22 protein-coding genes are annotated in these 26160 nt (G+C 74.8%); 11 read left to right on the top strand and 11 right to left on the bottom strand.

What is annotated here, in order from left to right; genetic code table 11:
* Together AB0F11_RS32360 and AB0F11_RS32365 are read right to left on the bottom strand one after the other, a co-directional pair.
* On the bottom strand, positions 1-550 hold a 550-nt coding region (locus tag AB0F11_RS32360), incomplete at its 3' end, for an HXXEE domain-containing protein (RefSeq protein ID WP_362181484.1).
* Complete coding sequence (locus AB0F11_RS32365) at positions 547-1494, bottom strand: AEC family transporter (RefSeq protein ID WP_362181487.1); 948 nt, start codon at positions 1492-1494, stop codon at positions 547-549. The genes AB0F11_RS32365 and AB0F11_RS32360, both read right to left, overlap by 4 nt.
* A gap of 85 nt (positions 1495-1579) precedes the next feature.
* Between AB0F11_RS32365 and AB0F11_RS32370 the strand changes: the two genes are divergently transcribed.
* The 4 genes from AB0F11_RS32370 to AB0F11_RS32385 all read left to right on the top strand — a co-directional run bounded on the left by AB0F11_RS32370 (position 1580) and on the right by AB0F11_RS32385 (position 6125).
* Positions 1580-2980 carry a sensor histidine kinase gene (locus AB0F11_RS32370; protein ID WP_362181490.1) on the top strand — a complete coding sequence of 467 codons (1401 nt, stop codon included), beginning with the start codon at positions 1580-1582 and terminating at the stop codon, positions 2978-2980.
* Positions 2977-3657, top strand: a complete 681-nt coding sequence (locus tag AB0F11_RS32375) for a response regulator transcription factor (protein WP_362181492.1) — start codon at positions 2977-2979, stop codon at positions 3655-3657. Before AB0F11_RS32370 ends, AB0F11_RS32375 begins: the two co-directional genes overlap by 4 nt.
* 180 nt (positions 3658-3837) lie before the next feature.
* The gene (locus tag AB0F11_RS32380) at positions 3838-4881 is read left to right on the top strand and encodes an alpha/beta hydrolase (protein WP_362181495.1); all 1044 of its coding nucleotides are present in this window, start codon (positions 3838-3840) and stop codon (positions 4879-4881) included.
* Complete coding sequence (locus AB0F11_RS32385; protein WP_362181498.1) at positions 4878-6125, top strand: acyltransferase; 1248 nt, start codon at positions 4878-4880, stop codon at positions 6123-6125. The genes AB0F11_RS32380 and AB0F11_RS32385 overlap by 4 nt, the downstream gene beginning before the upstream one ends.
* 37 nt (positions 6126-6162) lie before the next feature.
* Here the strand turns inward: AB0F11_RS32385 and AB0F11_RS32390 are convergent, their stop codons facing one another.
* A complete protein-coding gene (locus AB0F11_RS32390) occupies positions 6163-6585 on the bottom strand; it encodes a DUF350 domain-containing protein (RefSeq protein ID WP_362181499.1) in 423 nt (140 codons plus the stop codon).
* Positions 6586-6740: 155 nt separating this feature from the next.
* Between AB0F11_RS32390 and AB0F11_RS32395 the strand changes: the two genes are divergently transcribed.
* The 4 genes from AB0F11_RS32395 to AB0F11_RS32410 all read left to right on the top strand — a co-directional run bounded on the left by AB0F11_RS32395 (position 6741) and on the right by AB0F11_RS32410 (position 10896).
* A complete protein-coding gene (locus AB0F11_RS32395; protein ID WP_362181502.1) occupies positions 6741-8669 on the top strand; it encodes an ABC transporter ATP-binding protein in 1929 nt (642 codons plus the stop codon).
* Positions 8670-8707: 38 nt separating this feature from the next.
* Positions 8708-9118: a VOC family protein gene (locus AB0F11_RS32400; RefSeq protein ID WP_362181505.1), complete on the top strand. Its 411-nt coding sequence runs from the start codon at positions 8708-8710 to the stop codon at positions 9116-9118.
* Between the two features lie 45 nt (positions 9119-9163).
* The gene (locus tag AB0F11_RS32405) at positions 9164-10315 is read left to right on the top strand and encodes a MerR family transcriptional regulator (RefSeq protein ID WP_362181507.1); all 1152 of its coding nucleotides are present in this window, start codon (positions 9164-9166) and stop codon (positions 10313-10315) included.
* A gap of 110 nt (positions 10316-10425) precedes the next feature.
* A complete protein-coding gene (locus tag AB0F11_RS32410) occupies positions 10426-10896 on the top strand; it encodes a hypothetical protein (RefSeq protein ID WP_362181510.1) in 471 nt (156 codons plus the stop codon).
* On the opposite strand, the gene AB0F11_RS32415 is transcribed toward AB0F11_RS32410, so the two are convergent.
* Positions 10893-11822 (bottom strand): hypothetical protein, encoded by a 930-nt coding sequence (locus AB0F11_RS32415; protein ID WP_362181513.1) that lies wholly within the window; start codon positions 11820-11822, stop codon positions 10893-10895. The genes AB0F11_RS32410 and AB0F11_RS32415 overlap by 4 nt on opposite strands.
* Positions 11823-11993: 171 nt before the next feature.
* Here AB0F11_RS32415 and AB0F11_RS32420 point away from each other — a divergent pair, with 171 nt between their 5' ends.
* Positions 11994-12491, top strand: a complete 498-nt coding sequence (locus AB0F11_RS32420) for a gluconokinase (protein ID WP_362181536.1) — start codon at positions 11994-11996, stop codon at positions 12489-12491.
* A 232-nt stretch (positions 12492-12723) separates the two neighbouring features.
* On the opposite strand, the gene AB0F11_RS32425 is transcribed toward AB0F11_RS32420, so the two are convergent.
* The 5 genes from AB0F11_RS32425 to AB0F11_RS32445 all read right to left on the bottom strand — a co-directional run bounded on the left by AB0F11_RS32425 (position 12724) and on the right by AB0F11_RS32445 (position 20535).
* The gene (locus AB0F11_RS32425; RefSeq protein WP_361918091.1) at positions 12724-12957 is read right to left on the bottom strand and encodes a hypothetical protein; all 234 of its coding nucleotides are present in this window, start codon (positions 12955-12957) and stop codon (positions 12724-12726) included.
* A complete protein-coding gene (locus AB0F11_RS32430; RefSeq protein WP_362181516.1) occupies positions 12954-13799 on the bottom strand; it encodes a hypothetical protein in 846 nt (281 codons plus the stop codon). Before AB0F11_RS32430 ends, AB0F11_RS32425 begins: the two co-directional genes overlap by 4 nt.
* A 63-nt stretch (positions 13800-13862) precedes the next feature.
* Complete coding sequence (locus AB0F11_RS32435) at positions 13863-15011, bottom strand: cytochrome P450 (RefSeq protein ID WP_362181519.1); 1149 nt, start codon at positions 15009-15011, stop codon at positions 13863-13865.
* 828 nt (positions 15012-15839) lie between these two features.
* Complete coding sequence (locus AB0F11_RS32440) at positions 15840-16724, bottom strand: hypothetical protein (RefSeq protein WP_362181521.1); 885 nt, start codon at positions 16722-16724, stop codon at positions 15840-15842.
* Positions 16725-16947: 223 nt separating this feature from the next.
* Positions 16948-20535 carry a S8 family serine peptidase gene (locus AB0F11_RS32445; protein ID WP_362181524.1) on the bottom strand — a complete coding sequence of 1196 codons (3588 nt, stop codon included), beginning with the start codon at positions 20533-20535 and terminating at the stop codon, positions 16948-16950.
* A 223-nt stretch (positions 20536-20758) separates the two neighbouring features.
* On the opposite strand from AB0F11_RS32445, the gene AB0F11_RS32450 reads away from it, so the two are divergent.
* On the top strand, positions 20759-22282 hold the full coding sequence (locus AB0F11_RS32450; RefSeq protein ID WP_362181527.1) for an MFS transporter: 1524 nt from the start codon (positions 20759-20761) through the stop codon (positions 22280-22282).
* Between the two features lie 398 nt (positions 22283-22680).
* The gene (locus AB0F11_RS32455) at positions 22681-24351 is read left to right on the top strand and encodes a GMC oxidoreductase (RefSeq protein ID WP_362181530.1); all 1671 of its coding nucleotides are present in this window, start codon (positions 22681-22683) and stop codon (positions 24349-24351) included.
* 105 nt (positions 24352-24456) lie between these two features.
* Here the strand turns inward: AB0F11_RS32455 and AB0F11_RS32460 are convergent, their stop codons facing one another.
* Positions 24457-24936, bottom strand: a complete 480-nt coding sequence (locus AB0F11_RS32460; protein WP_362181539.1) for a carboxymuconolactone decarboxylase family protein — start codon at positions 24934-24936, stop codon at positions 24457-24459.
* Positions 24937-24941: 5 nt separating this feature from the next.
* Positions 24942-26033, bottom strand: a complete 1092-nt coding sequence (locus tag AB0F11_RS32465; RefSeq protein ID WP_362181533.1) for a dihydrodipicolinate reductase — start codon at positions 26031-26033, stop codon at positions 24942-24944.
* Between the last annotated feature and the right edge of the window lie 127 nt (positions 26034-26160).

The raw sequence follows: 26160 nt of genomic DNA on the forward strand, positions 1-26160 counted from the left end.
GGCGGCGGGACGCTGCGTGGCCGGCGGTGGCGGTGGCGGCAGCCAGGGCGAGGCCGACGACCGCGTCCCGCGGCCGGGCCGGGCGCAGCACCCCCGCGCGGCGGAGCCGTCCACGGGCCCACAGCGTGAACGGGACGACGAGCAGCGGCGAGGTGACCACGCCGGGGGTGTAGCCCCGGGTGGCGGCCGCCTGGCCGAGGTGGACGAGCCCGTGCAACCCAAAGGCGTTCAGCGAGGCCTGGTAGAACGCGGACCGCCCACCCGTGCGGTACCCGTCGGCGGCAGCCGCCCCCACCACCAGCCCCACGACGGCGGCCGCGGCGGTGAACTCCCGCCCGCCCACCGTCCCCAGGCCCCGCCATATCTGCTCCGGCACCCGCGGATGCCGTGCCCGCAGCACCGGCACCCGCTTGCGGGACCAGGCCCCCACGGTCAGCGCTTCCTCCGTGTCGTGCACGGCCCACGCCGCCAGCAGTCCCAGCGTGACACCCGCCCCGGCAGCCGCCCCTGCCGCCGGCCCGGCGGCTGTGTCCCTCGTAGATGTGATCATGAGGCAACAGTCTGCAGCCACACCGGGATCAGCAGGAGCGAAACGACGGAACTCTTGATCACGAGGGAGGCGGAAAGGTCCACGCCCACGTCGTACCGCTGGGCGAAGATGAACAGGTTCTGCGGCGTCGGCATCGCCGCGATCAGGACCAGGTACGCCAGCCACTCCCCCCGCACCCCGAAGACCGCCCCGCACACCGCCCACGTCAGCAGCGGGAAGGCCAGGCACTTGAACCCGATGAGGGCCAACTCCTCGCGGGTGGTGCCGCGGACGTCCAGCCCGAGGCGGCCGAGGTGGAGTCCGAGGGCGAACAGGGCGACGGGCGAGGCGCTGTCCCCCACGAACGCGGCCCCGTCCAGCGCCACCCTCGGCACGTGCACCGACACCAGGTTGAGCAGGATCGCGGCGTTGCACGCGAGCACGAGCGGGGTGGTGAGCGAGGCGGTGAGGGCGCGCCGCAGCCGCTGTCCCGGGCTCCCGGCCCCGGCTCCGGCCCGGCCGAGTTCCATGATGGCGATGACGACGAGGGACAGGACGCAGACCTGGAAGAGCAGGACGGGGAAGATCGGCGCGGCGGTCCCGAAGACGGTGATGAACACCGGGACGGCGAAGTAGGCGGTGTTCACCTGGACTCCGGCCATCACGCGCAGCGCGACCGCACGCGGCTCCCGTACGCCGTACGCGGCCGAGGCGCACACCAGGACGGCCACGGCGAGGGCGGCGGCAGCGGTGTAGCCGCCGATGGCCCGCCAGTCGAACAGGGCGCCGAGGTCGCTCGCGTAGATGTTGCCGAAGAGGTAGCAGGGGACGGCGAACAGGAAGGCGTAGTCGGCGAAGGCCTTGGAGGCCTCGGCGGGTACGACCTTGCGGCGCGCCAGCAGCACTCCGCCGCCGAACGCCGCGAGCACCGGCACCAGTTTCTCGAGCGCGGCGGCCCCGTCCATCTTCCCGTTCCCCCCGTCGCGTCGGACCCCGGCAGCCTACCCGTGCCGGCCCGGCCTGCCGTCCCGGCGCCTAGTCTGGTCGATCATGAGCGATCGCGACGAGCCCGCCACACCGGCCCCCGGCCGCCCCCGAAGCCGCACCCGATCCCGAACCCGATCCCGCCCCGAGACAACCGCCCCCGCCCCCGCGGCCCGTGCGCTGAGCCGGTTCGGTGCCGTGCTGCGCTCGCCCGCCCGGCCCGGGGAGCCGCTGTTCGCGCAGGCGCCGAAGGCCTGGCAGCGGATGCTGCCGTACGCCGTCGTCGCCGTCTTCGTGGTGACGCTGGTGCCGGTGACGATCACGGTGCTGACCAACGACTACCGCGCGGGCGGCGGCTGGGCCGGCGCGCTGGGTGTGGCGCAGACCGTGCCGCTGCTGCTGGCGGTGACCCGCCCGCTGCCCGCATGGGCGTTGGTGCTCGGCGCGGACGCAGTGGGGGCGCTGGTGCTGCTCCGGGCCGATGCGGTGGCCGGGCACAGCTGGCCGTGGCCGCCGATGACCATCGTCGGCTACCTGGTGCTGATGATCTGCCTGGGGCTGCGCGAGTCCGTTCGGACCCTGGTCGGGGTGTGGCTGGCGACCGGCGCGGTCGGGACGGTGCTGGGGTTCTTCGAGCCGGGCGGGGTGACGAACACCGTCGGCCTGCTGTTCGTGCTGAGCGGGGCGTTCCTCGCCGTGACGGGGTCGCTGCGCGGCATCGGCGATGCGCAGCAGCGGATCGCCGAGCAGGAGAGCATCAGCGACGCCGAGCGGGCCCGGCGCACCCTGCTGGAGGAGCGGGCGAGGATCGCGCGGGAGCTGCACGACGTGGTGGCGCACCACATGTCGGTGATCACGGTGCAGGCGGATTCGGCGCCGTACCGGCTGCCGGGGATGGCGGAGCCGGTCCGCGAGGAGTTCGCGGCGATCGCGGCCAGTGCCCGGGAGTCGCTGGGCGAGATGCGGCGGCTGCTGACGGTGCTGCGCGGGGACCGGGACAATGGCGGAAACGGAGAAGCGCAGGCGGCCGGCGGCGGCGAGCTGGCCCCGCAGCCGGGCATCGGCCGGATCCCGCAGCTGGTGGAGGCGACCGTACGGGCGGGGCAGCCGGTGGAGTTGTCGCTGGCGGCAGGGGCCGAGAAGGCGGCGCCGCCGGCGGTGGACCTGTCGGTGTACCGGATCGTGCAGGAAGCCCTCGCCAACGTGGTGCGGCACGCGCCGGGGGCGCGGACGCGGGTGTCGGTGACGTACGACGAGCGGGAGGTGCTCGTGCTGGTGGTCAACGGCCCTGCCGCGGGCGAGGCTCCGGCGCTGGAGAGCTCGGGCGGCACGGGGCACGGGCTGGTCGGGATGCGCGAGCGCGTACGGTTGACGGGCGGGACCCTCGATGCCGGTCCGCTGCCCGACGGCGGCTTCCGGGTCGCCGCCCGCCTGTCCCTGGACGCGCCGACCGAGGAAGCCAGTTGACCATCCGAGTGATCATCGTCGATGACCAGGCCATGGTGCGGGCGGGGTTCGCCGCCCTGTTGTCCGCGCAGGCCGACATCGATGTGGTGGGGGAGGCTCCGGACGGACGGCAGGGGGTGGAGGTCGCCCGGTCGGCCCGTCCCGACGTGGTGCTCATGGACGTGCGGATGCCGGAGCTGGACGGCCTGAGTGCGGCCCGGCAGATCCTCGACCCGCCGCCCGGCGTGCTCCACCGGCCGAAGGTGCTGATGCTGACCACCTTCGACATCGACGACTACGTGTACGAGGCGCTGCGCGCCGGCGCCTCCGGGTTCCTTCTGAAGGACGCCCCGCCGGCCGACCTGATCGCGGCGGTCCGGATCGTGGCCTCGGGCGAGGCGCTGCTGGCGCCCTCGGTGACGCGGCGGCTGATCGCGGACTTCGTGCAGCAGCGGCCCGCGCCGCGCAGGAACCCGGCGCTGCGGCTGAACGGCCTGACCCCGCGGGAGACCGAGGTGCTGGAGCTGATCGCGCGCGGGCTGTCGAACCAGGAGATCGCCGCGCAGCTCGTCGTGGCCGAGCAGACGGTGAAGACGCACATCGGGCGGGTGCTGGCCAAGCTGGACCTGCGCGACCGGGCCCAGGCCGTGATCTTCGCGTACGAGGCGGGGCTGGTCCGGCCGGGCGACAGCGCCTGAGCGGGGAACCGGCGGGAGAGCGGTAATTCCGCAGCGCCCCGGACAGCGCCCGCCCGCGCCGCCCCGGGATCTCCTCCACCCCCTACCCCGGTATGACTTCGGGCTTGGCTCCCCGGTCCGACGTGCGCGCAGGCACCTCCTTCCTACCTTCCTCGGCGTCACGAGGAGAGGAGAGGGCGGATGGGCCGCTTGGGGAGGGCACTGGCCACGGCCGCACTGGCGGTGGCGGTGGTGGCGGGGACCGCGGGATGGGCCGCGGGCGACGGGCAGGAGGCGGTCACCGGGCCGCCGCCGGGCACGGCCGAGTGGCGGGCCGCCACGGTGTCCGGGCGGCGGCTGCCCGATCCGGCGACCGCGTCCGCGTACGACGTGGCCCGGTTCTTCGCCGGGCTGGACGAGGCCGCCCGGCAGGAGCTCGTACGGCTCCACCCCCAGGTCGTAGGCAATCTGGACGGGGCCCCGGTGGCTCTGCGGTACGAGGCCAACCGGCTGGCCGTCCTGGCGAGCGGGCAGCCCCGCTTCGCCGCGCTGGCCTCGCCGCAGCGGCAGATCCTCGCCTTCGATCCCCGCGGGCGGGGGCAGGTCGCCGAGGTCTTCGGGGCCCTGGGGCGGGCGGCGCACGTCGCGGTGGTGGTACCCGGCTCGGACAGCGACGCCGCCTCCTACGACGCCCCGCGCGCCCCGTACACCGGGCCGGCGGGGATGGCCCGGTCGCTGCACGCGGCGGCCGGCGCGGACACCGCCGTGGTGGCGTGGACCGGCTACACCACCCCGGTCGGGGTGGGGTGGGACGCGGCCGGCGGCCGGCTGGCGGAGGCGGGCGCGGTCCGCCTCGCCCGGTTCACGCAGGGGCTCGACGCGGTCGGCGCCCCCGATCCGGTGCTGTTCGGCCACAGCTACGGCTCGGTGGTGGTCGCCCTCGCGGCCCGCAACACCGATGCCACCGATGTGGTGGTCTTCGGCTCCCCCGGCCTGCGCGCCGGCACGGCCGCCGGCCTGCACACCCGTGCCCGCGTGTGGGCGGCCCGCGGGCCCTCCGACTGGATCGCCGACGTGCCGAACGTGGAGTTCGCGGGGCTCGGCCACGGCGCCGACCCGGTCTCGGCCGGCTTCGGAGCCCGGCGGGTCCCCGCCGACGACGTCCGGGGGCACACCGGCTATCTCGTCCCGGGCACGCGGTCGCTGGCGGCTTTCGCCGCCATCGCGAAGGGCGAGGCCCGATGAGCGCCCCCACCGCTCCGACCGGGGCTGCCGCCGCACGCCCCCTGACCGCCCTGCGGCGGACCGCCGGCCGGATCGACGCGCGCACCCCCGCCCATCGGGACCGGGCCGTCGACGGGCTGCGCGCCCTGGCCCTGCTCGCCGTGCCCACCGGCCACTGGCTGCTCGGCGGGTTCACCCTGGACCCCGACGGCGGCCTGCACAACGCGAGCCCGCTGTCCTCGTTCGGAGCGCTGGCCCCCGCGAGCTGGGTGCTGCAGATGCTCGGCATCTTCTTCCTCGTCGGCGGGTACGCCTCGGTGCTCTCCTACCACCGCCGCAAGGGCTCGGCCGCTGCCTGGCTGAAGGGCCGGGCCGCCCGGCTGGGGCGGCCGGTGCTCGGGGTCACGGCGGTGTGGGCGCTGGCCGCGCCGGTGCTGTACGCGGCGGGGGTGCCGGAGGCCACGCTGCGGACCGGGGCGACGCTGGTGGTGCAGCCGCTGTGGTTCGTCGGGGTGTACCTCGTGGTCACCGCGCTGACGCCCTGCTGCCTACGGGCGGCGCGCCGCCTCGGCGGATGGTCGGCGGCGCCGCTGCTCGCCACGGTGGCGGTGGTGGACTTCCTGCGCTACGGGCCGTACGCCGACGTGGTGCCCTCCTGGGTGGCGGTGGTGAACATCCTGCCGGGGTGGCTGTTCGCGTACCAGCTGGGCGTGGCGTGGGGCGAGCGCCGGTTCGGGCGGCGCGGGGCCTGGCTGCTGCTGACGGGCGGGGGCCTGCTGTTCGCCGTCCTGCTGCTGGTGTTCCACTACCCGGCGTCGATGGTCGGCGTACCCGGTGAGGCGCGGACCAACTCGCATCCGCCGTCGCTGCTGGTACTGGCACTGGCCGCGGCGCAGTCGGGCGCGGCGGTGCTGCTGCGGGACCGGCTGGCGCGGCTGCTCGCCCGGCCGCTGCTGTGGGCGCCGGTGGTGGTGGTCAACCTCTGCGCGATGACGGTCCTGTGCTGGCACCAGAGCGCCATGCTCGCCGCGGTCGTGCCCGGCTCCTTCCTGGGTCCGGTGCCGGGTCTGACGACGGCGCCGGACGGCCCGCTGTGGATTGCGGCGCGGCTGGCGTGGCTGCCGGTGTTCGCGGTGCTGCTGGTGGGCATAACCCGCTACGCGCGGCGGTTCGAGGAGCCGTGGACCCGGGCGACGGCGGTGCGGCGGACGGCCGCGGGGCTGCTCGCGGCGGGGTTCGCGGTGTTCGCCCTGGGCCTGGCGTGAACGGCGTGCCGGGAGGGCCTGCGGCCCCGGCCCGGGATCAGGCGATCGAGGCCGCGACGATCGCGGCCACCGCCAGGTTGCAGGAGGCCGTGACCCAGACCGCGGGGTGCGGCTCGGGGTCGACGACGATGGCGCCGAGCCGGCCGGGGGTCACCCAGTCCAGCACCAGGAAGGCCACCGCCATCAGGACCAGGCCGAGCAGGCCGAAGGCCGCGGTGGACAGCAGGCCCTTGCCGAAGTCCTCGTACGTGGTCCAGATCGAGGTGAACACGATGCCGCCGACGCCGAGGAGGGCCGAGCTGAGCGTCACGGCCGCATTGCGGTTGCGCTCCTCCCAGATCTGCTTCGGGAGCTTCCCGGGCGTCAGCACGTCCACCAGGACGATCCCGAGGACCAGCAGCACCAGCCCCAGGGCGCCGTAGGCGCTGGTGCGGCCGAGTCCGTTGACGATGTCGCTCATCGAAAAGCCTGTCTTCGCGGGGGTCGGGGTCAGCCGGTGGGAGGAGCCGGAGCGGCCGAATCTATCGCACGGTGCTTCGGACAACACCTCCCCGACGGCTGGTACTTCACCGCCCCCTTGACCTCGACATTGGTTGAGGTCTTAGCGTTTCGGCCATGGACATGGAAGTCACCGCCTGGACCTCACTGCACAGCGCGATCAACGCCCAGCAGGAGCGGCGCCCGGTCTCCCGGGCGAGCCTGCGCCGCGTCGCCGCCTTCGCCCGCCCGCACCGGCGGGAGCTGGCGTTCTTCCTGCTGCTCAGCATCGTGACCGCCCTGCTGGCGGTGGCCACCCCGGTCCTCGCCAGCCGGGTCGTCACCGCGATCGTCGACGGCCGCGCGAGCTCCACCGTCGTCCGCCTCGCCCTGCTCATCGCGGGCATCGCGGTCGCCGAGGCCGGGCTGGGGCTGCTGACCCGCAAGCTGTCCGCCACCCTCGGCGAGGGTCTGATCCTGGACCTGCGCAAGGCCGTCTTCGACCACGTGCAGCGGATGCCCGTCGCCTTCTTCACCCGCACCCGGACCGGCGCCCTGGTCAGCCGGCTCAACAACGACGTGATCGGGGCCCAGCGGGCTTTCAGCAACACCCTCTCGGGCGTCGTCGCCAACACCGTGACCCTGCTGCTGACGCTGGCCGTGATGCTCGGCATCTCCTGGCAGATCACCCTGCTCGCCCTGGTCCTGCTGCCGGTGTTCGTCCTGCCGGCCCGCCGCATGGGCGCACGGATGGCGGCGCTCCAGCGGGAGGCGGCCGCGCTCAACGCCGCCATGGGCACACAGATGACGGAGCGGTTCTCCGCGCCCGGCGCCACCCTGGTCAAGCTGTTCGGGCGGCCCGCCGACGAGTCCGCCGAGTTCGCGGCCCGGGCGGGCCGGGTCCGCGACATCGGCATCCGTACCGCCATGGCCCAGTCGGCGTTCATCACCGCGCTCACCCTGGTCTCCGCGCTCGCCCTCGCCCTCGTCTACGGGCTCGGCGGGTACTACGCCCTGCGCGGGACCCTGGACGCCGGCAACGTCGTCGCCCTGGCCCTGCTCCTGACCCGGCTGTACGCCCCGCTGACCGCCCTCGCCGGCGCCCGCGTCGAGGTGATGAGCGCCCTCGTCAGCTTCGAGCGGGTCTTCGAGATCCTCGACCTCAAGCCGCTCATCGCGCAGAAGCCCGACGCCCGCCGGGTCCCGGAGGGGCCGGTCTCCGTCGAGTTCGACCGGGTCTCCTTCGGCTACCCCGCCCCCGACAAGGTCTCGCTCGCCTCGCTGGAGGAGGTCGCCACCCTCGACGCCCGCGGCGGCACGCAGGTGCTGCACGAGGTGTCGTTCCGGGCCGAGCCCGGGCAGGTGGTCGCCCTGGTCGGCTCCTCCGGCGCCGGGAAGTCGACCATCGCCCAGCTGCTGCCCCGCCTGTACGACGCCGATGCGGGCGCGGTCCGCCTGGGCGGGGTCGACGTACGCGACCTGACGGCCGACTCGATCCGCGACACGCTCGGCATGGTCACCCAGGACGGCCACCTGTTCCACGAATCGGTACGGGCGAACCTGCTGCTGGCCCGGCCCGGGGCGAGCGAGGAGGAGCTCTGGGAGGCCCTGCGCCGGGCCCGGCTGGAGGGGCTCGTCGCCTCGCTGCCCGACGGCCTGGACACCGTCGTCGGCGAACGCGGCTACCGCCTCTCGGGCGGTGAGCGGCAGCGGCTGACCATCGCCCGGCTGCTGCTGGCCCGCCAGCGCGTGGTGATCCTGGACGAGGCGACCGCCCACCTGGACTCCACCTCCGAGGCGGCGGTGCAGGAGGCGCTCGGCGAGGCCCTGGCGGGGCGGACCGCGGTCGTCATCGCGCACCGGCTGTCGACGGTGCAGGCGGCCGACCTGATCCTCGTCGTCGAGAACGGCAGGATCGTGGAGCGCGGCACGCACACCGCGCTACTGGCCGCGGGCGGGCGGTACGAGGAGCTGTACCGGACCCAGTTCGCCCAGGCCAGGCGGACTCCGGACGCCGCCCCGGAGGCTGGCGCACCGAACGGCGCCGTACCGGCCGCGGGCGCATGATGCCGGAAAGCCCCCTGACCGAGTACGTGGAGCCACCGATGGACATCAAGCTGGAGCTGGTCGCCGTCCCCGTCAGCGACGTCGACCGCGCCAAGGCCTTCTACGAGCGGGTCGGCTTCCACGCCGACCACGACGTCACCGTGAGCGAGGACATCCGCTTCGTCCAGCTGACCCCGCCCGGATCCGCGTGCTCGATCGCCCTGGGCAGGGGACTCACCCGGATGGCCCCGGGATCGCTGGACAACCTCCAGGTCGTCGTCACGGACATCGAGGAGGCGTACGCGGAGCTCAAGGCGCGGGGCGTCGAGGTGACCGGCATCCAGGACATGCCGTGGGGCTCGTTCGTCTACTTCGCCGACCCCGACGGCAACCGCTGGTCGGTCCAGCAGACCACCTCGCGACGCACCGCGGGAGAGAGCGGGACGGCTGCCGGGGCGACCACCGGCTGACCGTCACTTGACCTTCAAGCGGCGTGAAAGTCGACAATCGCCGCCATGGAGAACACCCGGAACACGAACAGGCAGAACACGAACACCCAGAACACCCCTCCCGCCGCGGCGGGGAACCTGATGGGCATCAGTGCCTTCGCCCGGCTGATCGGCCTCGCACCGAGCGCCCTGCGCTTCTACGACGACTGCCGCGTCCTGCGTCCCGCCCACGTGGACGCGGCGACCGGCTACCGCTACTACGCCGCCGGGCAGGAGCCGCGCGCCGCACTGCTGCGGGACCTGCGCGCGGCCGGGCTGGCGCTGGCCGACGTGGTCGCCGTGCTCGACGGCCCGCCCGGGCGGGCGCGGGAGGTGCTCGAACGGCACCGGGCGGCGGTCCGGGAGCGGGGTCGGGCCGCCGATGCGGCGATCCGGGCGGTGCTGGGCGGGCTGCCGGACGGGCCGGACACCGCCGAGTTCACGGTGGGCGGGGCCGAACTGGCGAGCGCCGCCCGGCAGGTCGCGCCGACCGCCGGGCGCGATCCGGGGCATCCGGTGCTGGGCTGCGTGCTGGTGGAGTTCGACGGGGACGAGGTCCGCTTCGCGGCCACCGACCGCTACCGGTTCTCGCTGCGCACCCTGAAGTCCTCGGCCGCGGCCGGCCCTGCGGGCCGGTTCCTGATCGGGGCCGACGCCCTGGTGGACCTGGGTGCCTGGGCGGCCCGGGCCGCCGAGGTGACGGTGGCGGTGCCCGTGGATCCGGGCGTGCGGCCGTGTCTGACGGTCCGGCATCCCGGCGGTACGCGCGAGGTCCCTCTCTTCGAGGGCGAGTACCCCGCGTACCGGGAGATGCTCGCGGCCCTCGACGCTCCGGCCCACCGGGTGGTCGTCGACCGGCTCGCGCTGATCGCCGCCCTGGGCGCGTGCGGCGACACCACCGCCGTACGGGTGGAGCTGGGGCGCGACCGGCTGCTCGTGGCCGCCGCCGACCGGGGGCCGGGGGCCGCCGCCGAGCTGGCCGCCGTACGGGAGGAGGCCGAGCCGGTGCTGCTCGGCTTCGACCCGGCCGTGCTGGCCTCGGCCCTGGAAACCGCCGTAGGACCGGACGTCCTCCTGGAGATCCCGGCGGCCCCGGCCCGGCCGGTCCTGGTCCGCTCCGCCGACCAGGGCACCTTCACCACGCTGGTGATGCCGGTCGCCGCGCCGGCAGCCGCTTAGGGTGGCGCCCCATGGGCAACACGAACGAGATCACCCCGGCCGAGTAGTGGGAGCTGCTGCCGGCCGGGATCCGGGAGCAGGTCGACGGGTACGTGCTCCAGGACTCCCGCATGCAGGCGGTCCGCCTGGTCTGGCAGGCCTGCCGGGCCCGCGGGATCGGGCTGCAGGACGCCGAGCTGGTCGTGCACGAGCGCTTCCTGCACCACGGCGACCGGGTCGCCCGTACGCCCGACAGCCCCCTCGACGTGGAATCGCTGGCCGCCCTGGCCTCCGGCTGCCCCGGCCGGGTCGTGGCGGTGGAGGCGGTGTGGGACGGCGACACCGTGCACGACTGGTTCACGGTCCTGCTGGCCATCACGGCCGGCCCCGCCGGGGAGCACCACCTCGCCACCCTCCATCACGGCACGGCGGTGCGGTACCTCGGCGCAGGGGCGACCTCCGGCGGCCGCCACCCGTCGGCGGCCGCCGCGGCCCGGGCGGGCCGGGCCCTGGCCGAGCGCCTCGGCGTCCCCTTCCACTTCGGCAGCCCCGACACCCCGGACGACGACGCCCCCCGCTGGCGGGCCGGGGCCGCGGCCTAGGCCGCCGGCCCGGAGGCGACCAGGCGCCGCATGACGGCGAGGAGTTCCTCGGGCGGTTCGATCGAGAAGGACCGGGTGGCGTCGTCGATGCGGGTCAGGCAGGTCACGGTGCCCCGGTGCCACCAGTACAGGCGGGGCGAGAGGGGGCCGGGGTTGTCCTGGTACGCGCCGAGGCCGAAGGCGGCCAGGTCGTTGACGGCGTCCTGGACGTGGTGGTCCGCCAGCGGGTGGAAGACGAGGTACCCCCGGCTGGGGACGGTGAACAGGGCTCCGTTGTCGGGCAGTTCCCGTCCTGTGACGGATCGGGCGACCTCGTCGAGGACCAGGGCCTTGCTCGCGACGAAGAGGGAATCACCCGACAGGATGTGCACCTGCCCGCCGCTCGGCGTGGCCGTGGTCTCGTACGTGGCGGGCTCGTTGACGAGGTTGGTGCGCCCGGCGGCGCGCAGCGCGTCCAGGCCGATGGCGGTGACGTCCTTGTCGTCGAGGAGCCGCACCGAGTCCGGGAGGTCCAGCGCGAGGGCCTCCGCGAGGCCGGTCGCGACGGGGCGCACGTAGCTGAACGAGGCGGCGGCCTCGGGCGGGAGGGCGTCGTCGGGTATCAGCCGCAGGTAGGCCCGGCGCAGTACGTCGTCGGGGGCGGCCGGCTGTTCGGCCGCCGCACGGGCGGAGGCGAGGGCGGTGAAGTGGCGGTCCACGATCCGGGGCCAGTCGCGCGGGTCGGCACGCCGGACGAACTCGGCCAGGTTGTACAGGGCGGAGGTGCCGTCGGCGGCGCGGAGGGTGTCACCGGCGACGGTGACCTGTTCGCCCCGCGCGGCGTGCCAGTGGCCCACCAGGTCGCGCAGGTGGTCGGCTTGTCGGACGGTCAGGGCGGTGAGGTGGGGGTCGGGCGCTTCGGCGGACTTCGAGCGGAAGAACTTCATGATCAGACTGTAGTGAAGGAAAGGTTCCGGCTCGGGTTGCCATCGCGTTGGGGGGCGGCCCGTGTCGAACGACGTGCGACTGGCGATGATGAGGCGGGCACAGTGACAGGGTCGGGCTACGACTTCGACTACGACCACGACTTGGGCGGCGGCGGGCGCGTGCTGGTGGTGATGGGCGTGACCGGAACGGGCAAGACCACCGTGGGCCGGCTGCTCGCGGACGCGCTCGGCGTCCCGTACGCGGAGGGCGACGCCTTCCATCCGGCGGCCAACGTCGCCAAGATGTCGGCCGGCATCCCGCTGGACGACGACGACCGGCGGCCGTGGCTCGACGCGATCGGCGACTGGCTGCGGGGGCGGCCGCCGGGGCAGGGGGCGGTGGTGTCCTCGTCCGCGCTCAAGCGGGCCTATCGGGACCGGCTGCGGTCGGCTGCGCCCGACGCGGTGTTCGTCCACCTCACCGGGGAGCGGTCGATGATCGAGCGCCGCATGTCTGCCCGTACGGGCCACTTCATGCCGCCGTCCCTCCTGGACTCGCAGTTCGCCGTCCTGGAGCCGCTCCAGCCGGACGAGGCGGGCGTCACGGTCGGCATCTCCGGCTCCCCCGAAACCACCACGACCCAGGCCCTGACGTCCCTGACCGCCGGAGGCTGGCTCCGCCGCCGCTGAAGCCACCGGGGCTGGAAGGACCGGGCCGGGGCGTGCCCGGGGCGTCGATGCCGCCGGATGGCCGGCCCTGGGTGGCGCCGGCCTCGGCGGGCCCGGTCCCGGCCCACTCATGCCCCTCGCGGAGCCGAGGGCCGGCAATCTCAGCCTCGCCGGCGATTGAGGCGCGGGGTCTGGGGCGGAGCCCCGGGAAACCCCGGCGGAGCCCCGGAAAACCCGGCTTCGGAAGGCAGGGTCACCGTTCCTGGAGGCGGGCCGCGGCGAGGGTCAGGCCGTCGGCGGCGGTGGCGCAGCGGTCGGCGAGGGCGGCGACCTCGGCGCGGAAGGCGGCGGCCTGCGGCCCCTGCTGCTCCAGTTCGTCGGCGGCCTCGCGCAGCCGGTCCGCATGGGCCTGCAGGGTGGCGCCATGGGCCCGCAGGCCCTCGGCGGGGTCCGGCCGGGGCGGCTCCAGCCGCGGGGCCGCGCTCACCGGCTCCGCCACGGCTGCACGAGCAGCAGCCCACCGGTCCCGAGCAGACCCATGGTGTGGACGCACCCGCGGTGGCTGCGCTGCGGGGCGGCGGGGGCGCCCTTGCCGCCCCGCCCCTGTCCCCGGTCCGGGTCGAGGAACGCACGGACGGCGGCCCCGAGCCCGAGCAGCGGCGCGGCCGGCACGGCCCGGCCGGTGGCCACCTGCCAGCCGGCATGGTCGTTGAACGGGTTCGCGTCGGTCAGCGCGTTCCACGCGAAGAGGTCGGGGAAGGACGGCGCCAGCAGGGCGAAGGCCCGCTCGGCGCCCTGTTCCCGCATCACCCGCCGGAACGACCGCACGGCCGCGGCCTGCCGGTCCTCGGCCACCGCCCGCGCGATCGCCGCGCAGTCCGGGTCGGCCAGCAGCTCCGGCCGGTCCAGACCGGCCGTGCGGATGCGGGCCTTGAGCCCGCAGACGGCGAGGCTGACGGCGAGGCTCTCCCGGCCGGTGAGGATCCCGGCGAGCCAGCCGGCCCGGGCGACACCGCGGCCGCGCGGGGCCCAGCCGAGGCCGGCCGGGTCGGTGAGGGTGCGCAGCAGCGTGCGGCGGGCGAGCCGGCGCCGCGCGTGACGGCCGGGCCGGCGGGGACGCCCGGGGCGCCCACGGCTGCGGTACCCACGCGCCCGCCCGCCCGACGCGGGCGCGGCGGCGGCCGGGAAGCGCGGTCCGAGGGCCAGCTCGGAGGCGTAGCGGGCGGCCTCTGCAACGGCATCGGCGGCCTCGGCGAGTTCGCGGCACACGGCGCCCAGCAGGTCTGCGTCCGGATCGGCGGGCGCGGAGGAGGTTGCGGCGTCGGACATGGAATCCTCGCGGAAGGTCGGTGACGGGGAAGGTGGGTGGCGTCGGCGACGACGTGGTGTGCGTCAGCGACGCGTGAGGGTGAGCCGGATGCCGCGCGGGTCGAGCACCGCGGGCAGCGGTCCGGGCGGATCGAGGACCGGCCGGACGCCGGTGATGCGGCGACGGCGCAGGACCTCGGCGCACAGCGCGGTGGTGATCAGCAGCCCGAGCCGGTCGCCGGGACAGCGGCCGGGGCCGTGGCCGAACGGGGACATACGGAGGTCCTCGTCCGCGCCGGGCGTCTTCCAGCGTCCCGGTACGAAGACGTGCGCGGCGGGCACGTGCAAGGGGTCGCGCTGGTGGAAGTGGGCGGGCAGCAGGACACAGGTGCCGGCCGGGTGGCGCACGCCCCGCCATTCGGTCTCGGTACGGGTGACCCGGACCAGCTCGGGCACCGCCGGGTAGAGCCGCAGGGACTCCAGGACGCAGGCCCGCAGCCGCGTCAGCTCCCCGGGGGCGGTGCAGGCGGCGGCCTCGGCGGCCGCGGCGTCCTGCTCGGCGGGGTGCGTGCCGAGCAGGAGCAGGGTGCGCAGGAGGGTTCCGGGGACGGTGTCCACGGCCCGCAGCCAGGTTTCGGTGCGGGCCGCGGGGCCGGCGTACGGGGCGGCGCGCCCGGCCCGGGTGTGCCCCTCGGCCGCGGCCGTCCGCTCGCGGCCCGTGCTCCTGCGGCGCAGCCGGCCGAATGGGCCCGCGGGCGCGGCGGCTTCGTACGCGAGGCCGGGGAGGGCGTCGGCGTCCGGCGCGCCGGGGGCGATCCGCCGGGCCAGCCGGGCCACGGCGTGGCGGACCCGGACCAGTTCGAGGGAGGAGGAGGCGGTCAGCTGCCGGGCCTCCTCGGCGATCACGGTGCGCAGCGCCTCGCAGGACGGCGGTGCGGGCGCGGGGGCGGGATCCGGCGCGGCCGGCTCGGCGTAGAACTGCCCGAGGTCCTGCCGGTCCAGCAGGACGAGCACCCTTCCGGACAAGCCGCGTACGAGGACGGGCGCCCCGCCGTGGCGGTCGCGCAGGGCGCGCAGGGTCTCGGCGGAGAACTCCGGGCGGGCGCCGGGGACGCCGCGGACGAAGAAGGGGATCGCCCGGGTCGCCGCGAACCGGACGGACTCGGCGCGTCCGGCGGTCCGCACCGCCGGGCCGCGCGTGACGGCCGCGCGGGTCGTACCGGAACCGGCCATGCCCGCACCACCTCCCTGGGATCGGGCCGCCGGTGACCGCGACGGGGCTCCGCGGCGCACCGTCGGGTGCCGCCCGGTCACGCCGGGGGCCGCCTCGTGCGGCATGCGCATCCGGAACCTCCGCGCGGCCGGGGCCGGCGGTCGGTGACTTCGGGCCCACCGTACGTCGATCTTGGAGGGGCCGCGCTCCGAGCACCGCCGGCACACCCCGCGTCCCCCGGCCCCGCCGGGCCACACACCCTGACACCGGGCACACCCGTCCGAGCGACGCGCCCCGGCGTCTCCGCCCCCCGACCCACTTGACGGTGGCTCGGCCATTTCAGCCTCGCCGGCTCCGGCAACGGGATGCCGCACACTAGACGGTGGCCCGGCACTTCCAGCCTCGCCGGCGATTGAGGCGCAGGTCCGGGCAGAGCCCGGTGCCAGGCGAGCCGGGATCCTTGGGGCGCCGCCCCAAACCCCGCGCCTCAAACGCCGGCGAGGCTGGATGTGCCGAACCCCGGCTTCGACAGCGGGAAGCGGGCCGGATGTGCCGACCCCGGCTCCGGCAGCGGGAGGCGGGCTGCATTTGCCGGCCCCCGGCTTCGAAGACGGGCGCGCGTCATTCCCGCCTGCCAGCCGGCGGATGGGCGGCGCACCGCCCCGTTTCGCAGCCGGGGTCCGGCACTTCCAGCCCCGCCGGCGATTGAGGCGCAGGTCCGGGCAGAGCCCGGTACCGGCGAAGCCGGGATTCCTGGGGCCCCGCCCCAGACCCCGCGCCTCGCACGCCGGCGAGGCTGGAATGGCCGACCCTCGGCTTCGCCAACGGGAGCCGTACGGCGCAGGGGGTCAGCCGGTCGGCGGGGCGAAGACCGCCTCACGGAAAGAGGTGCGCAGGGGGCCCCGTGGCGCGGCCGGGAGGAGTACCGCCCAGCGCCGCGGGCGAGGGGCGACCCAGACCGCGGCGGTGTCGCCGTACGTCCAGGTGCCGTGGGGACCCGGCTGCCACAGGAGGCCGCGGGCGGGGGTGAGTTCACCGGTACGGATCCGGAGGGACTCAGCGGTCCAGGGGCGGGGGACGGATTGTCCCGAGGGGCCGAGGAGGCCGCCCAAGAAGCGGCCGAGGTCGGCGAGGGGGGCGTGGAGGCTGCCGTCGGTGCAGCGGGTCCCGGTCATGCCGAGGGGCCGCCAGATGCGGGTGGCGGCGAGCTCGGCCAGGGGCCCGCCGCCGAGGTGTTCGGCGAGCCGGGTGAGCGCTGCGTATGCCGTGTGCGCCGTGCGGCGGCCGCCCGGGTGGGTGAGGAGGTGGTGGGTGGTGGTGCCCACGGGGGTGCCGGCGGCCGCCTCCTCCCCGTACACGGTGAGCGGGGTGTGCAGCCGCAAGACCTCCTCGGCTACGAGGCTGCCGATCACGGGCCACAGGGCGAGGACGGCGAAGAGCCCGCCGACGTCGTGGACGATGACATCGCCGTCGCCGGTGTCATTGCCATGGTCCGAACCGGCGATCAGGCCGTCCGGTCCCCCGAACGCCCATACGGCCTCAGGGTCGACGGCCCGGAGCACGTCACGGACCCGGTCCGCCGTGCGAGCGAAGTCGGCGGACCCGGCCGCACCGGCCGGCTCGGCGGATCCCGCGAGACAGGCGGCACCGGCCGGGCCGGCGTCGGGCGGGGCGGCGGGGTTCGGCACGGCGGCGGGGCCGAGGGGCTCGGCGCGGTCGCTGCGGAGCGTCATGGTGCCCCACGCTAACCACCACCGCCCCGCCGTCCCGGGCGCACCGCAGCGAGTCGGCATCCGCCACCCGAATGCCCCGGCCGCAGGCCGCCGCGCAGCCGGGTCACCCCGTCACCCGGGCCCGAGGGAACGAGGGCGGGGGCGGGAGGGCGGGAGGGCGAGGACCCTCGGGCGCCCCGTTCGCCGTTCCCCCGTCCCCTGGTTCCTCTCGTTCGGCCGAGCGCTAGCGGGCCGGCTGGTTCTTGTCCGGGCGGTCCGTCACCCGCAAGGTGTTCAGCAGCGGCTTGCCGAAGCCGGTGTGCTGGACGAAGCGGATGTTGAGGACGCCGTCCGTCACGGTGACCGTGTAGCTGCGCGTCACCGCGGCGTAGGTGCCCGCCTCCAGGGAGATGTCGAGCGAGGGCAGGACCTCGGTGCCCTCGGCGAGGACGTCGAAGACGCGGCGGTTCGGCTTGGTGGACGACAGCTCCGCGAAGCCGAGTTCCACGGTGTACGTCCCGTTCGGCAGGTTGTCGAAGCGGTATTCGTACATGCCCTCGCGGGCGTTGCGGAACAGGCTCTGCTCGTCCGTGCCGGCGATGGTGCGGCCGGTGGAGCGGACCGAGGAGCTGCCCTGGTAGCCGTACGAGCCGGCCGTGTACTTGCGGTCCGGGGACCAGCCGTCGCCCAGCGCGTCGGTGCCCGGGCGGTCGGAGCCCGCATCGAGGGCGACCTGGTAGCGCGGGACCACGATCTTCACGGGCACGGCGAGGACCGGGGTGCGACCGCTGACCGAGGTGATCCGCAGGTTCGCCGTGAGGACGGACCCGGCGGCCAGCCCCGTCGTGTCGACCCCCAGCACGACGCCGGCCTTGCCGCCGATCGGGAGGTTCCCGCTCTCGGGGGTGGCGGTCAGCCACGGGGCGTCCTCGGCCACCGTGAACGAGGTGTCCAGGGTGCCGGTGTTGGTGAGGTCCAGGGTGCGGGTGCGTTTCTGGTCGGCCGGGAGGACGATCTCCACGGCCGGCCGGGACGGTGTCACCCGGGCCGTGCGCAGGGACCGCGTGTGCCCGGTGACCCCGGCCTGCTCCACCGCGAGCGCCTCGGTGACGCCCTCGTACGCGTCGGCCAGGACCGTGACGGTGCTGCGGCCGGAGCCGGCCTGCAGGGCGTAGCTGCCGTCGGCGGCGGTGGTGGCCGTGACGGCGTCGGCGCCGGTGCCGACGGTCACGCTGGCCCCGGCCACGCCGTTGCCGTCGTTGGCGTCGAGCACGCGGCCCGCGACGACGCCGCTCCTGGTGGTGCGGAAGGAGAGGGCCAGGCCGTCGGTGATCGCGGGGGTGTTGAAGGAGTAGGCGAAGGCGTCGGTGCCGGTGGCGTTCTCCACGCCGACGGTGGCGGAGGACCCGCCCTTGAGGCCGGTGCCGCCGGTGCCCTTGTAGGCGTACGTGACGGAGCCGTCCTCGCCGATCGCGGCCGAGAAGGAGAACGGGTCGGCCTGGGCCGACCAGTGGGCCACCTTGCGCCACTCGATGACGTAACTGCGGTGAGGGGCGGTCCCGGTCACGGCGGTGAACACGCCCGAGCCGCTGCCGGCCGGTCCGACGACGAGGTCGTCCCAGAAGGGGTAGAGGGCCGCGTTGGGCGTGGCCGTGCTCGGGAGGTCGCCGTTGGTGTCGCCGGTGTGCGGGCCGCCGAAGCTGACCGTTCCGTTGGTGCCGATCCAGGCCTGCGCGTACGTCTTCCCGTACAGCGGCAGCGGGAACGGCAGGTCGACGCGCTCGGTGGTGTTGTCGCCGGTCAGCGCGAGCTGCCGGTCGCCGGCCTGGTAGGGGCGGCCGCTCGCGGTGGAGCAGGCGTAGCCGTAGCCGTCGGTGCGTTCGGGCAGGGCGACGGCGACGGTGGAGTCGCCGGCGACGGTCGTGCGGGCGCTGCCGCCGGTGAGGCACCGGGAGGGGTGCGTGGCCCGTACCTCGTACGTGCCGTGCGGCAGGGTGACCTCGAAGCGGCCCTGGTCGTCGGCGGTCGCGGTGACGGGGGTGTCGGCGATGGAGACGGCGGCGCCGGCGGCGGGTCCGGCCGGGGTGGTGACGGTGCCGGTGAGCTTGCCGGAGGGGGCCTGGGTGAGGGTGAGGTCGCCGGTGGCGGTGGCGTTCTCGGTGACGGTGACGGTGGCGGTCTCCTGGCCGTAGCCGAATTTGGCGGCCGTCAGGGTGTAGGTGCCGACCGACAGGGAGCGGAAGGTGTAGGTGCCGTCGGCCGCGGTGGTCGCCGTGCGGCTGATCGGTCCGGCGGCGGTGACCTTGGCTCCGGCGACGGGGGCTCCGCCGGAGCGGACGGTGCCGCCCAGTTGGCCGGTCGCGCCGCGGGGGGCGGCGGTGGCGGCGGCGAGGACGTCGAGCTTGCCCTCGCCGAAGACGTTGTTGTTCGCGGCGGTGCCGCCGCACTGGCCGTTGTCGGTGTCCTGGGCGGTGCCGTTCAGCAGCGCCTCGGTCTGGGCGATGTCGCCTTCGAGGGCGGGCGCGGCCGACCAGAGCAGGGCGACGGAGGCCGCGGTGTGCGGGGAGGCCATGGAGGTGCCGGAGAAGGCCGCGTAGGCGCCGCCGGGGACGGAGGAGCGGACGTTCACGCCGGGCGCGGCGATGTTCGGTTTGACGATGCCGCCGGGGCCCGCGCCGCGCGAGGAGAAGGAGGCGATGGCGCCGCCCACGTCGAAGGCGCCGGAGCTGTAGGAGGCCGCGTAGTCGCCGGGCGAGCCGCTGGTGGCGCAGCCGGGGCCGGCGTTGCCGTTGGAGAAGGCCGGGAAGATGCCGGCGGCGCGCCAGGCGTCGACGATCTGCCGGTACCAGTCGTCGTGGGCCGCGCTGCCCCAGGAGTTGTTGACGATGTGCGGTGCGAGGTCGGGGCGCGGATCGTGGCCGGCGAGGTCGGTCGGGGCGATGATCCACTGGCCGGCGGCGAGGAGGGAGGCCTCGGAGCAGGAGTTGGTCTCGCAGCCCTTGGCGGCGATCCAGCGGGCGCCGGGAGCCACGCCGATGCGGTTGGCGCCGCCGTCGTCGCCGACCATCGTGCCCATGGTGTGGGTGCCGTGGTCGTTGTTGTCGCAGGGCGCGGCGGTGGGGCAGATGCCGGCGGGGTCGAACCAGTTGTGGTTGTGGTCGTAGGTGCCGTCCGCGTTCCTGCCGCGGTACTGGCGGTTGACGGCGGGGTGGGTGACGTCGACGCCGCTGTCGATGTTCGCCACGACGATGCCCTCGCCGCGCACGCCGAGCTGGTCCCACACCTGGGGGGCCTTGATCCGGTCGATGTTCCATTCGACGGCGTCGGCCGCGGTCTGCTCCCGCTTGCCCTCGGCGGGCCTGGGGAGGGCGACCTTGTCGTCGGCGTCGATACGGGCCACCTCGGGGCGGCGGGCGAGGGTGCCGGCGAGCTTCTCGGTGCCGACGACGCGGATCGCGTTGACGATCCAGTACGAGGTGTACTCGGCCTGGGCACCGTCCAGGGCCTTGATCACGTCGGCCTGGGTGCGGGCGGCGTGCTCCTGCTTGGTCCGCAGGACCGTTTCGGCCTTGGCGGCGCGGGTCTGCTGCCGCTGCGCCGCGCTCAGGTCGGCAGCGCTGTCGAGGTAGACCCAGAAGACGGCCTTGGCGGAGCCGTCGAGCTGGGCGCGGAGGGTGGGCTCGATCTTGCGCTCGGCCGCTCCGGGCGCGGGTCCGGGGTCGGGGGCGGCGGCTGCGGCGCCGGCGCCGAGGGGGAGGAGCAGCAGGGTCGTCAGGGCGGCGAGCGCCGTGCGTAAGGGCCGCCGGGATCGTCGTGGGGTGCGTTGGGCCACGTGTGGTCTCCTCGTACGCCGTGTGCAGATCGTGCGGATAAGGCGTGGGTGATGTGCGGGATGTGCGCGATGTGCGCGGTCATGGTGAAGGAAGCGTCATGCCCACTACAAGAGCGCCTCATGAGTCACCGTCGGCGCGGCACGCGGGCCCGCCCGGGCACACGGCAACCGACACCCGGCGCCCCGGGTGGCTCTTTCCGGCCCGGCGGGCCAGCCTGGGGGCATGACCGGTCCCGCGCCCCCGGAGCCGGCGCCTGCGCAGGAGCCGTCCGCGCCGGGCGTCGCGCTCGCCACCGCCCAGGGCCGGTGGATCGTGCTGACCACGGTGCTCGGATCGAGCATGGCGCTGCTCGACTCCACCGTCGTCAACGTCGCGCTCCCCCGGATGGGCCGGGACCTCGGGGCGGATCTGGCCGTGCTCCAGTGGACCGTCAACGCCTACCTGCTGACGCTGGCGGGGCTGATCCTCGTGGGCGGGGCGCTCGGTGACCGGTTCGGCCGGCGCCGGGTGTTCGTGCTGGGCGTGGTGTGGTTCGCGGCCGGGTCGCTGCTGTGCGGGATCGCACCGAACGCGGGCATCCTGATCGCCGCCCGCGCCCTCCAGGGCGTCGGCGGGGCCCTGCTGACACCGGGCTCGCTCGCGCTGATCCAGGGCTCCATCGCCGCCGGGGACCGGGGTCGCGCCGTCGGGCTGTGGTCGGGGTTCGGCGGTGTGGGCGCGGCCGTGGGGCCGTTCCTCGGCGGGTGGCTGGTGGACGGGCCCGGCTGGCGCTGGGTGTTCCTGCTGAACGTGCCGGTGGCCGCGGTGTGCGTGCCGGTCGCGCTGCGGCACGTACCGGAATCGCGGGACCCGTCGGCGCGCGGCCGGTTCGACGTGCTCGGCGCGGTGCTCGGCGCGGCGGCCCTCGCCCTGCTGACGTACGCGCTGATCGAGGCGCGGTCCGGGTCGCCGGCGGTGGTCGTCGCGGCCGTCGGCGGGGTGCTGCTGTCGGCGGTGTTCGTGTACGTCGAGCGGCGGCGGCCCGCTCCGATGGTGCCGCCCGAGATCTTCGCGTCCCGGCAGTTCACCGCGGTCAACCTGGTCACCTTGTTCGTGTACGCGGCCTTCGGCGGGTTCTTCTTCCTCGTGGTGCTCCAGCTCCAGGTGGTCTGCGGGTACTCGGCGGTGGCCTCGGGGGCCGCGCTGCTCCCCACGACCGTGCTGATGCTGCTGCTGTCGGCCCGTTCGGGGGCGCTCGGGGAGCGGATCGGGCCGCGGATCCCGCTGACGGTGGGGCCGCTGCTGTGCGCGGGCGGGCTGGTGCTGATGCTGCGCGTGGGGCCCGGCGCCTCGTACGTACAGGACGTGCTGCCGGCCCTCGTCGTGCTCGGGCTGGGCATGGCCACGCTGGTGGCGCCGCTGACCGAGGCCGTGCTGGCCTCCGTGGACCCGGGGCGCGCGGGCCTGGCCAGCGGCATCAACAACGCGGCCGCGCGGGCGGCGGGGCTGCTGGCGGTTGCGGCCCTGCCGCTGCTGGCCGGGATGGGGCCGGAGGCGTACCTGTCGGCGCCCGAGTTCGACGCCGCGTTCGAGCGGGCGATGCTCTGGTGCGCGGGGGCGCTGGTGGTCGGCGCCGTCGTGGCCTGGGCGACCGTACGCAGGCCGCAGCCCGCGGCGTGCCATCCGCAGTGCCGCACCCACTGCGCGGTGACCGCTCCCCCGCTGGAACGGCCCGGCGGGCGCGCCGCCCCGCGGGAGACCGGATAGCCCGGGCGGCCCGGACGCGGAGGCGGGCGAGGGCCCGTGGGTACGCGGGGCAGCCCCGGCCACGGCGTGAAGGTTCCGTGGACGCTGCCGGTGCGCGCGGGCTGCCGGTTCACCGCCCCCGGCGCCCTGCCGCCCGCCGGCGACCGGCGGCTGCGGCTCCTCGACGCGCGCCGGCGGCCGGGGCACCGGCCTGCTCAGCGCCGCGGCGGCCGGAATCCGCCTCCGCCCGGTGCGCCTCCGCCGCGGTGTCCCCGCTGCTGGCCCCGGGCGGGCGGGACGTCCGGGTCCGGTTCCGCGCGGCCCGTGAAGGGCCGGAAGTTACCTAGACGTATGTAGTGACTTCATGCGCGGGCAGCAGTAGAACTCGTTCCCATTCCTTCGAGAGTGAGGAACGTCACATGAGCGACAAAGGCCAGTGCGGCAACGGTCCGCACGGGATATCGCGCCGCGGGTTCATCACTGGAACGGGTTCTCTTCTCGGGGCTGCCGTCCTCCCCGGGCAGGCCACCGCCGCCCACGCCCGGACCCGGGGCCCCGCAGCCGCCGCGGCCACCGCCCCGGCGGCCGGTCCCATCGAATCCGGAGCACGCGTGCCGGTCCTGGTGATCGGCACCGGCTACGGCGGCTCGGTCGCCGCACTGCGCCTCGCCCAGGCGGGCGTCGACGTCCACATGGTCGAGATGGGCATGGCCTGGGACACGCCCGGCCCGGACGGGAACGTCTTCTGCAACACCACCAGCCCCGACCAGCGCTCCTACTGGCTGCGGACCAAGACCAAACAGCCGCTGAGCAACTTCCTCGGCTTCCCCATCGACAGGGAGATCCCGCGCTACACCGGCATCCTCGACGCCGAGGAGATGGGCGGGATCATCGTCTACCAGGGCCGCGGCGTCGGGGGCGGCTCGCTCGTCAACGGCGGCATGGCGGTCACCCCGAAGCGGTCCGACTTCGCCGCGATCCTGCCGTCGGTGAACACCGAGGAGATGTACTCCACGTACTACCCGCGGGCCAATGCCGGGCTCGGCGTGGGCCTGGTGGACCCTGCCTGGTTCGACACGGTCGACTGCTACCAGTTCGCCCGCGTCGGCCGCAAGCACGCCCAGCGCTCCGGGTTCCCGTTCGTCTTCGTCCCCGACGTCTACGACTGGGACTACATGAAGCAGGAGGCGGCCGGCACCGTCCCGAAGTCGGCGGTCGCCGGGGAGATCCTCTACGGCAACAACCACGGCAAGAAGTCGCTCCAGAAGACCTACCTCGCCGAGGCCCGGGCCACGGGCCGGGTCACCATCTCCCCGCTGCACAAGGTCACCTCGGTCTCCCCCGCGGCCGGCGGCGGCTACAGCGTCGTCATCGACCAGATCAACACCTCCGGCGACACCACCGCCACCAAGACCGTCACCGCCGACCGGGTGTTCTTCGCGGCGGGCAGCGTCGGCACGAGCAAACTGCTCGTCCGGCTGAAGGCGACCGGCGCCCTGCCCGGCCTCAACGGCGAGATCGGCAAGGGCTGGGGCGACAACGGCAACGTCATGTGCGGCCGCGCCAACCACATCTGGGACCCCACCGGCAAGGTCCAGGCGTCGATCCCCTGCGGCGGCATCGACAACTGGGACGCGGGCGGCGCGTTCGCCGAGGTGGCACCGCTGCCGACCGGCATCGAGACGTACGCCTCCTTCTACCTGTCGATCACGAAGAACCCGAACCGCGCCGAGTTCACCTACGACGCGGCCTCGGGCACCGTCCGGCTGAACTGGCAGACGGCGTGGAAGCAGCCGTCCATCGACATGGCCAGGACCATCTTCGACCGGATCAACGCGAAGGAGGGGACGATCTACCGGAGCGACCTCTTCGGCACCAACAAGGTGTGGGGCGACCACCTCACCTACCACCCGCTCGGCGGCGCGGTGCTGGACCGGGCCACCGACAACCACGGCCGTCTGCACGGCCATCCGGGCCTGTACGTGATCGACGGCGCGCTGATCCCCGGCAACACGAGCGTCAACCCGTTCGTCACGATCACGGCCCTCGCCGAGCGCAACATCGAGAAGATCATCGCCACCGACCTGTAGGCGCGGCACCGCGCGAGGCCACGCCGCGCGGGCACCCCGGGGCCGCCGGACGCACCGGCCGGCCCCGTTGGCGCTGCCGGCGCGCCCGGTCCCCGCGGCCCTGCCTCAGTGCCCCGGCAGCACGCACACGGTGTCGAGGCCGAGCACGTGGTTGAGCCGGCCGAACGCCAGCCAGGATCCGATGCTCATGGTCAGCTCCACGATCTCGAGTTGGCTGTAGCGGGCGGTCATCCGCTCCCAGAACGCGTCGTCGAGGTGGTGGTGGTCGAGGGTGTAGCGCTCGGCGTACTCCGCGGCCAGGCGGGTCCGCTCGTCGAAGCGGTCGGTGGTGCGCCATGCGGCGACCGCGTCGGCGAACTCCTCCTCGACCTTCTGCCCCTCGCGCTCGGTACGCCAGTCCAGGCAGAAGACGCAGCCGTTGATCTGGGCGACGCGCAGCCGCGCGGCCTCGAACTCGCGCAGGCCGAGGGTGGTGTGGGCGTACACGGACAGCGAGAAGTTCGCGGCGGCCGCGCCGATCCCGGGGACCATGTCGCCCCAGACGTACTCGATCGGGTGCTGCCCTTCGGGTATGTCGATCCTCATGCTGGTCATGGCTGTTTCCTTCCGGTCCTTCCGAGTCGGCCGACGGCGGGGCGCAGCGGGACGTCGAGCGCGTCGTAGAGGCCTGGCGGGGCCTCCACCAGCCAGTCGATGGCGCCGACCAGGCGGCCGACGGCCGTGGCGTTGCCGCCCGCGGAGCGGTTGCCGCCCTCGTCGGCCGCCTCGACGGTGACCTCGATGTGCGGGCGGCCCTCGATGATCACCCGGTGGGCGCCGTCGCCCCCGTCCGGTGGCACGGGCCAGTCGGGGGCGCAGGACGCGTGGATGCGGGTGACGTGTTCGATGACGAGGCGGGGTTCGCCGTCGACGATGCCCTGGACCTCGAAGCGGACGGCGCCCTGGGTGCCGGCCTCGAAGACGCCCATGGTCCGGGTGGTGACGGTCCGTTCGAGGGGGCGGCGGTCGACGGTCTCGCGGATCTCGTCGACCTCGACGCCGAGGGCCCGGGCCATCATGCGGATCTGCCCGCCCCACACCAGGGTGGGGACGGTCGGGGCGAGCATCATCGGCAGCTGGTCCAGGGGTCGCCCCATGCCGACGAGGTCGCGGACCGAGTCGGGCTGGTCGTAGGTGGAGTAGTCGAAGATCTCCTGGCAGCGGATGGCGTCGATCCGGGTGCCGAGTCCGCTGAGCAGGAGCGGGAGCACGTCGTTGCCCCAGCCGGGGTCGACGCCGGAGGCGAACAGGGAGCCGCCGCCCTCCGCGACGGCGGCCGCGACCGGATCGCGGAACTCCGGCGGGGCGCTGCGGTGGTCGTAGAGCGGATAGAGGGCCGGGCTGACGACGACCGCCCCGGCGCGGACGGCCCGGGTGATGTCGGCGAGCGCCCCGTCGGGCCGGATGTCGCCGGTCGCCGCGTAGACGACGGCCCGCGGCCGGGCGGCGAGGACCGCTTCGACGTCGTCGGTGGCCACGACGCCGGTGTCGTGCCCGAGCTCGCCGAGCCGGCCCGCGTCGCGGCCGACCTTGTCGGGATGGTGGACGATGACGGCGGCCAGTTCCAGTGCCGGATGGGCCGCCACGGCACGGATGGCCAACCGCCCGACGTTGCCGGTGCCCCAGACAACCGTGGGAATCATGCGCGGAGGGTAGCGACAGGACCTGCAGGTTCCTAGTAGTGCTTGGTCAGGTGGGGGCTGGTGTGGTTATGCCGCGGTGGCAGGTGGGGCAGACGCCGGTCCATGTCGCGAGGAGGGTCTGTAGCTC

This window comes from Streptomyces sp. NPDC032472 (genome assembly GCF_040636955.1).
Taxonomy (GTDB): Bacteria; Actinomycetota; Actinomycetes; order Streptomycetales; family Streptomycetaceae; genus Streptomyces.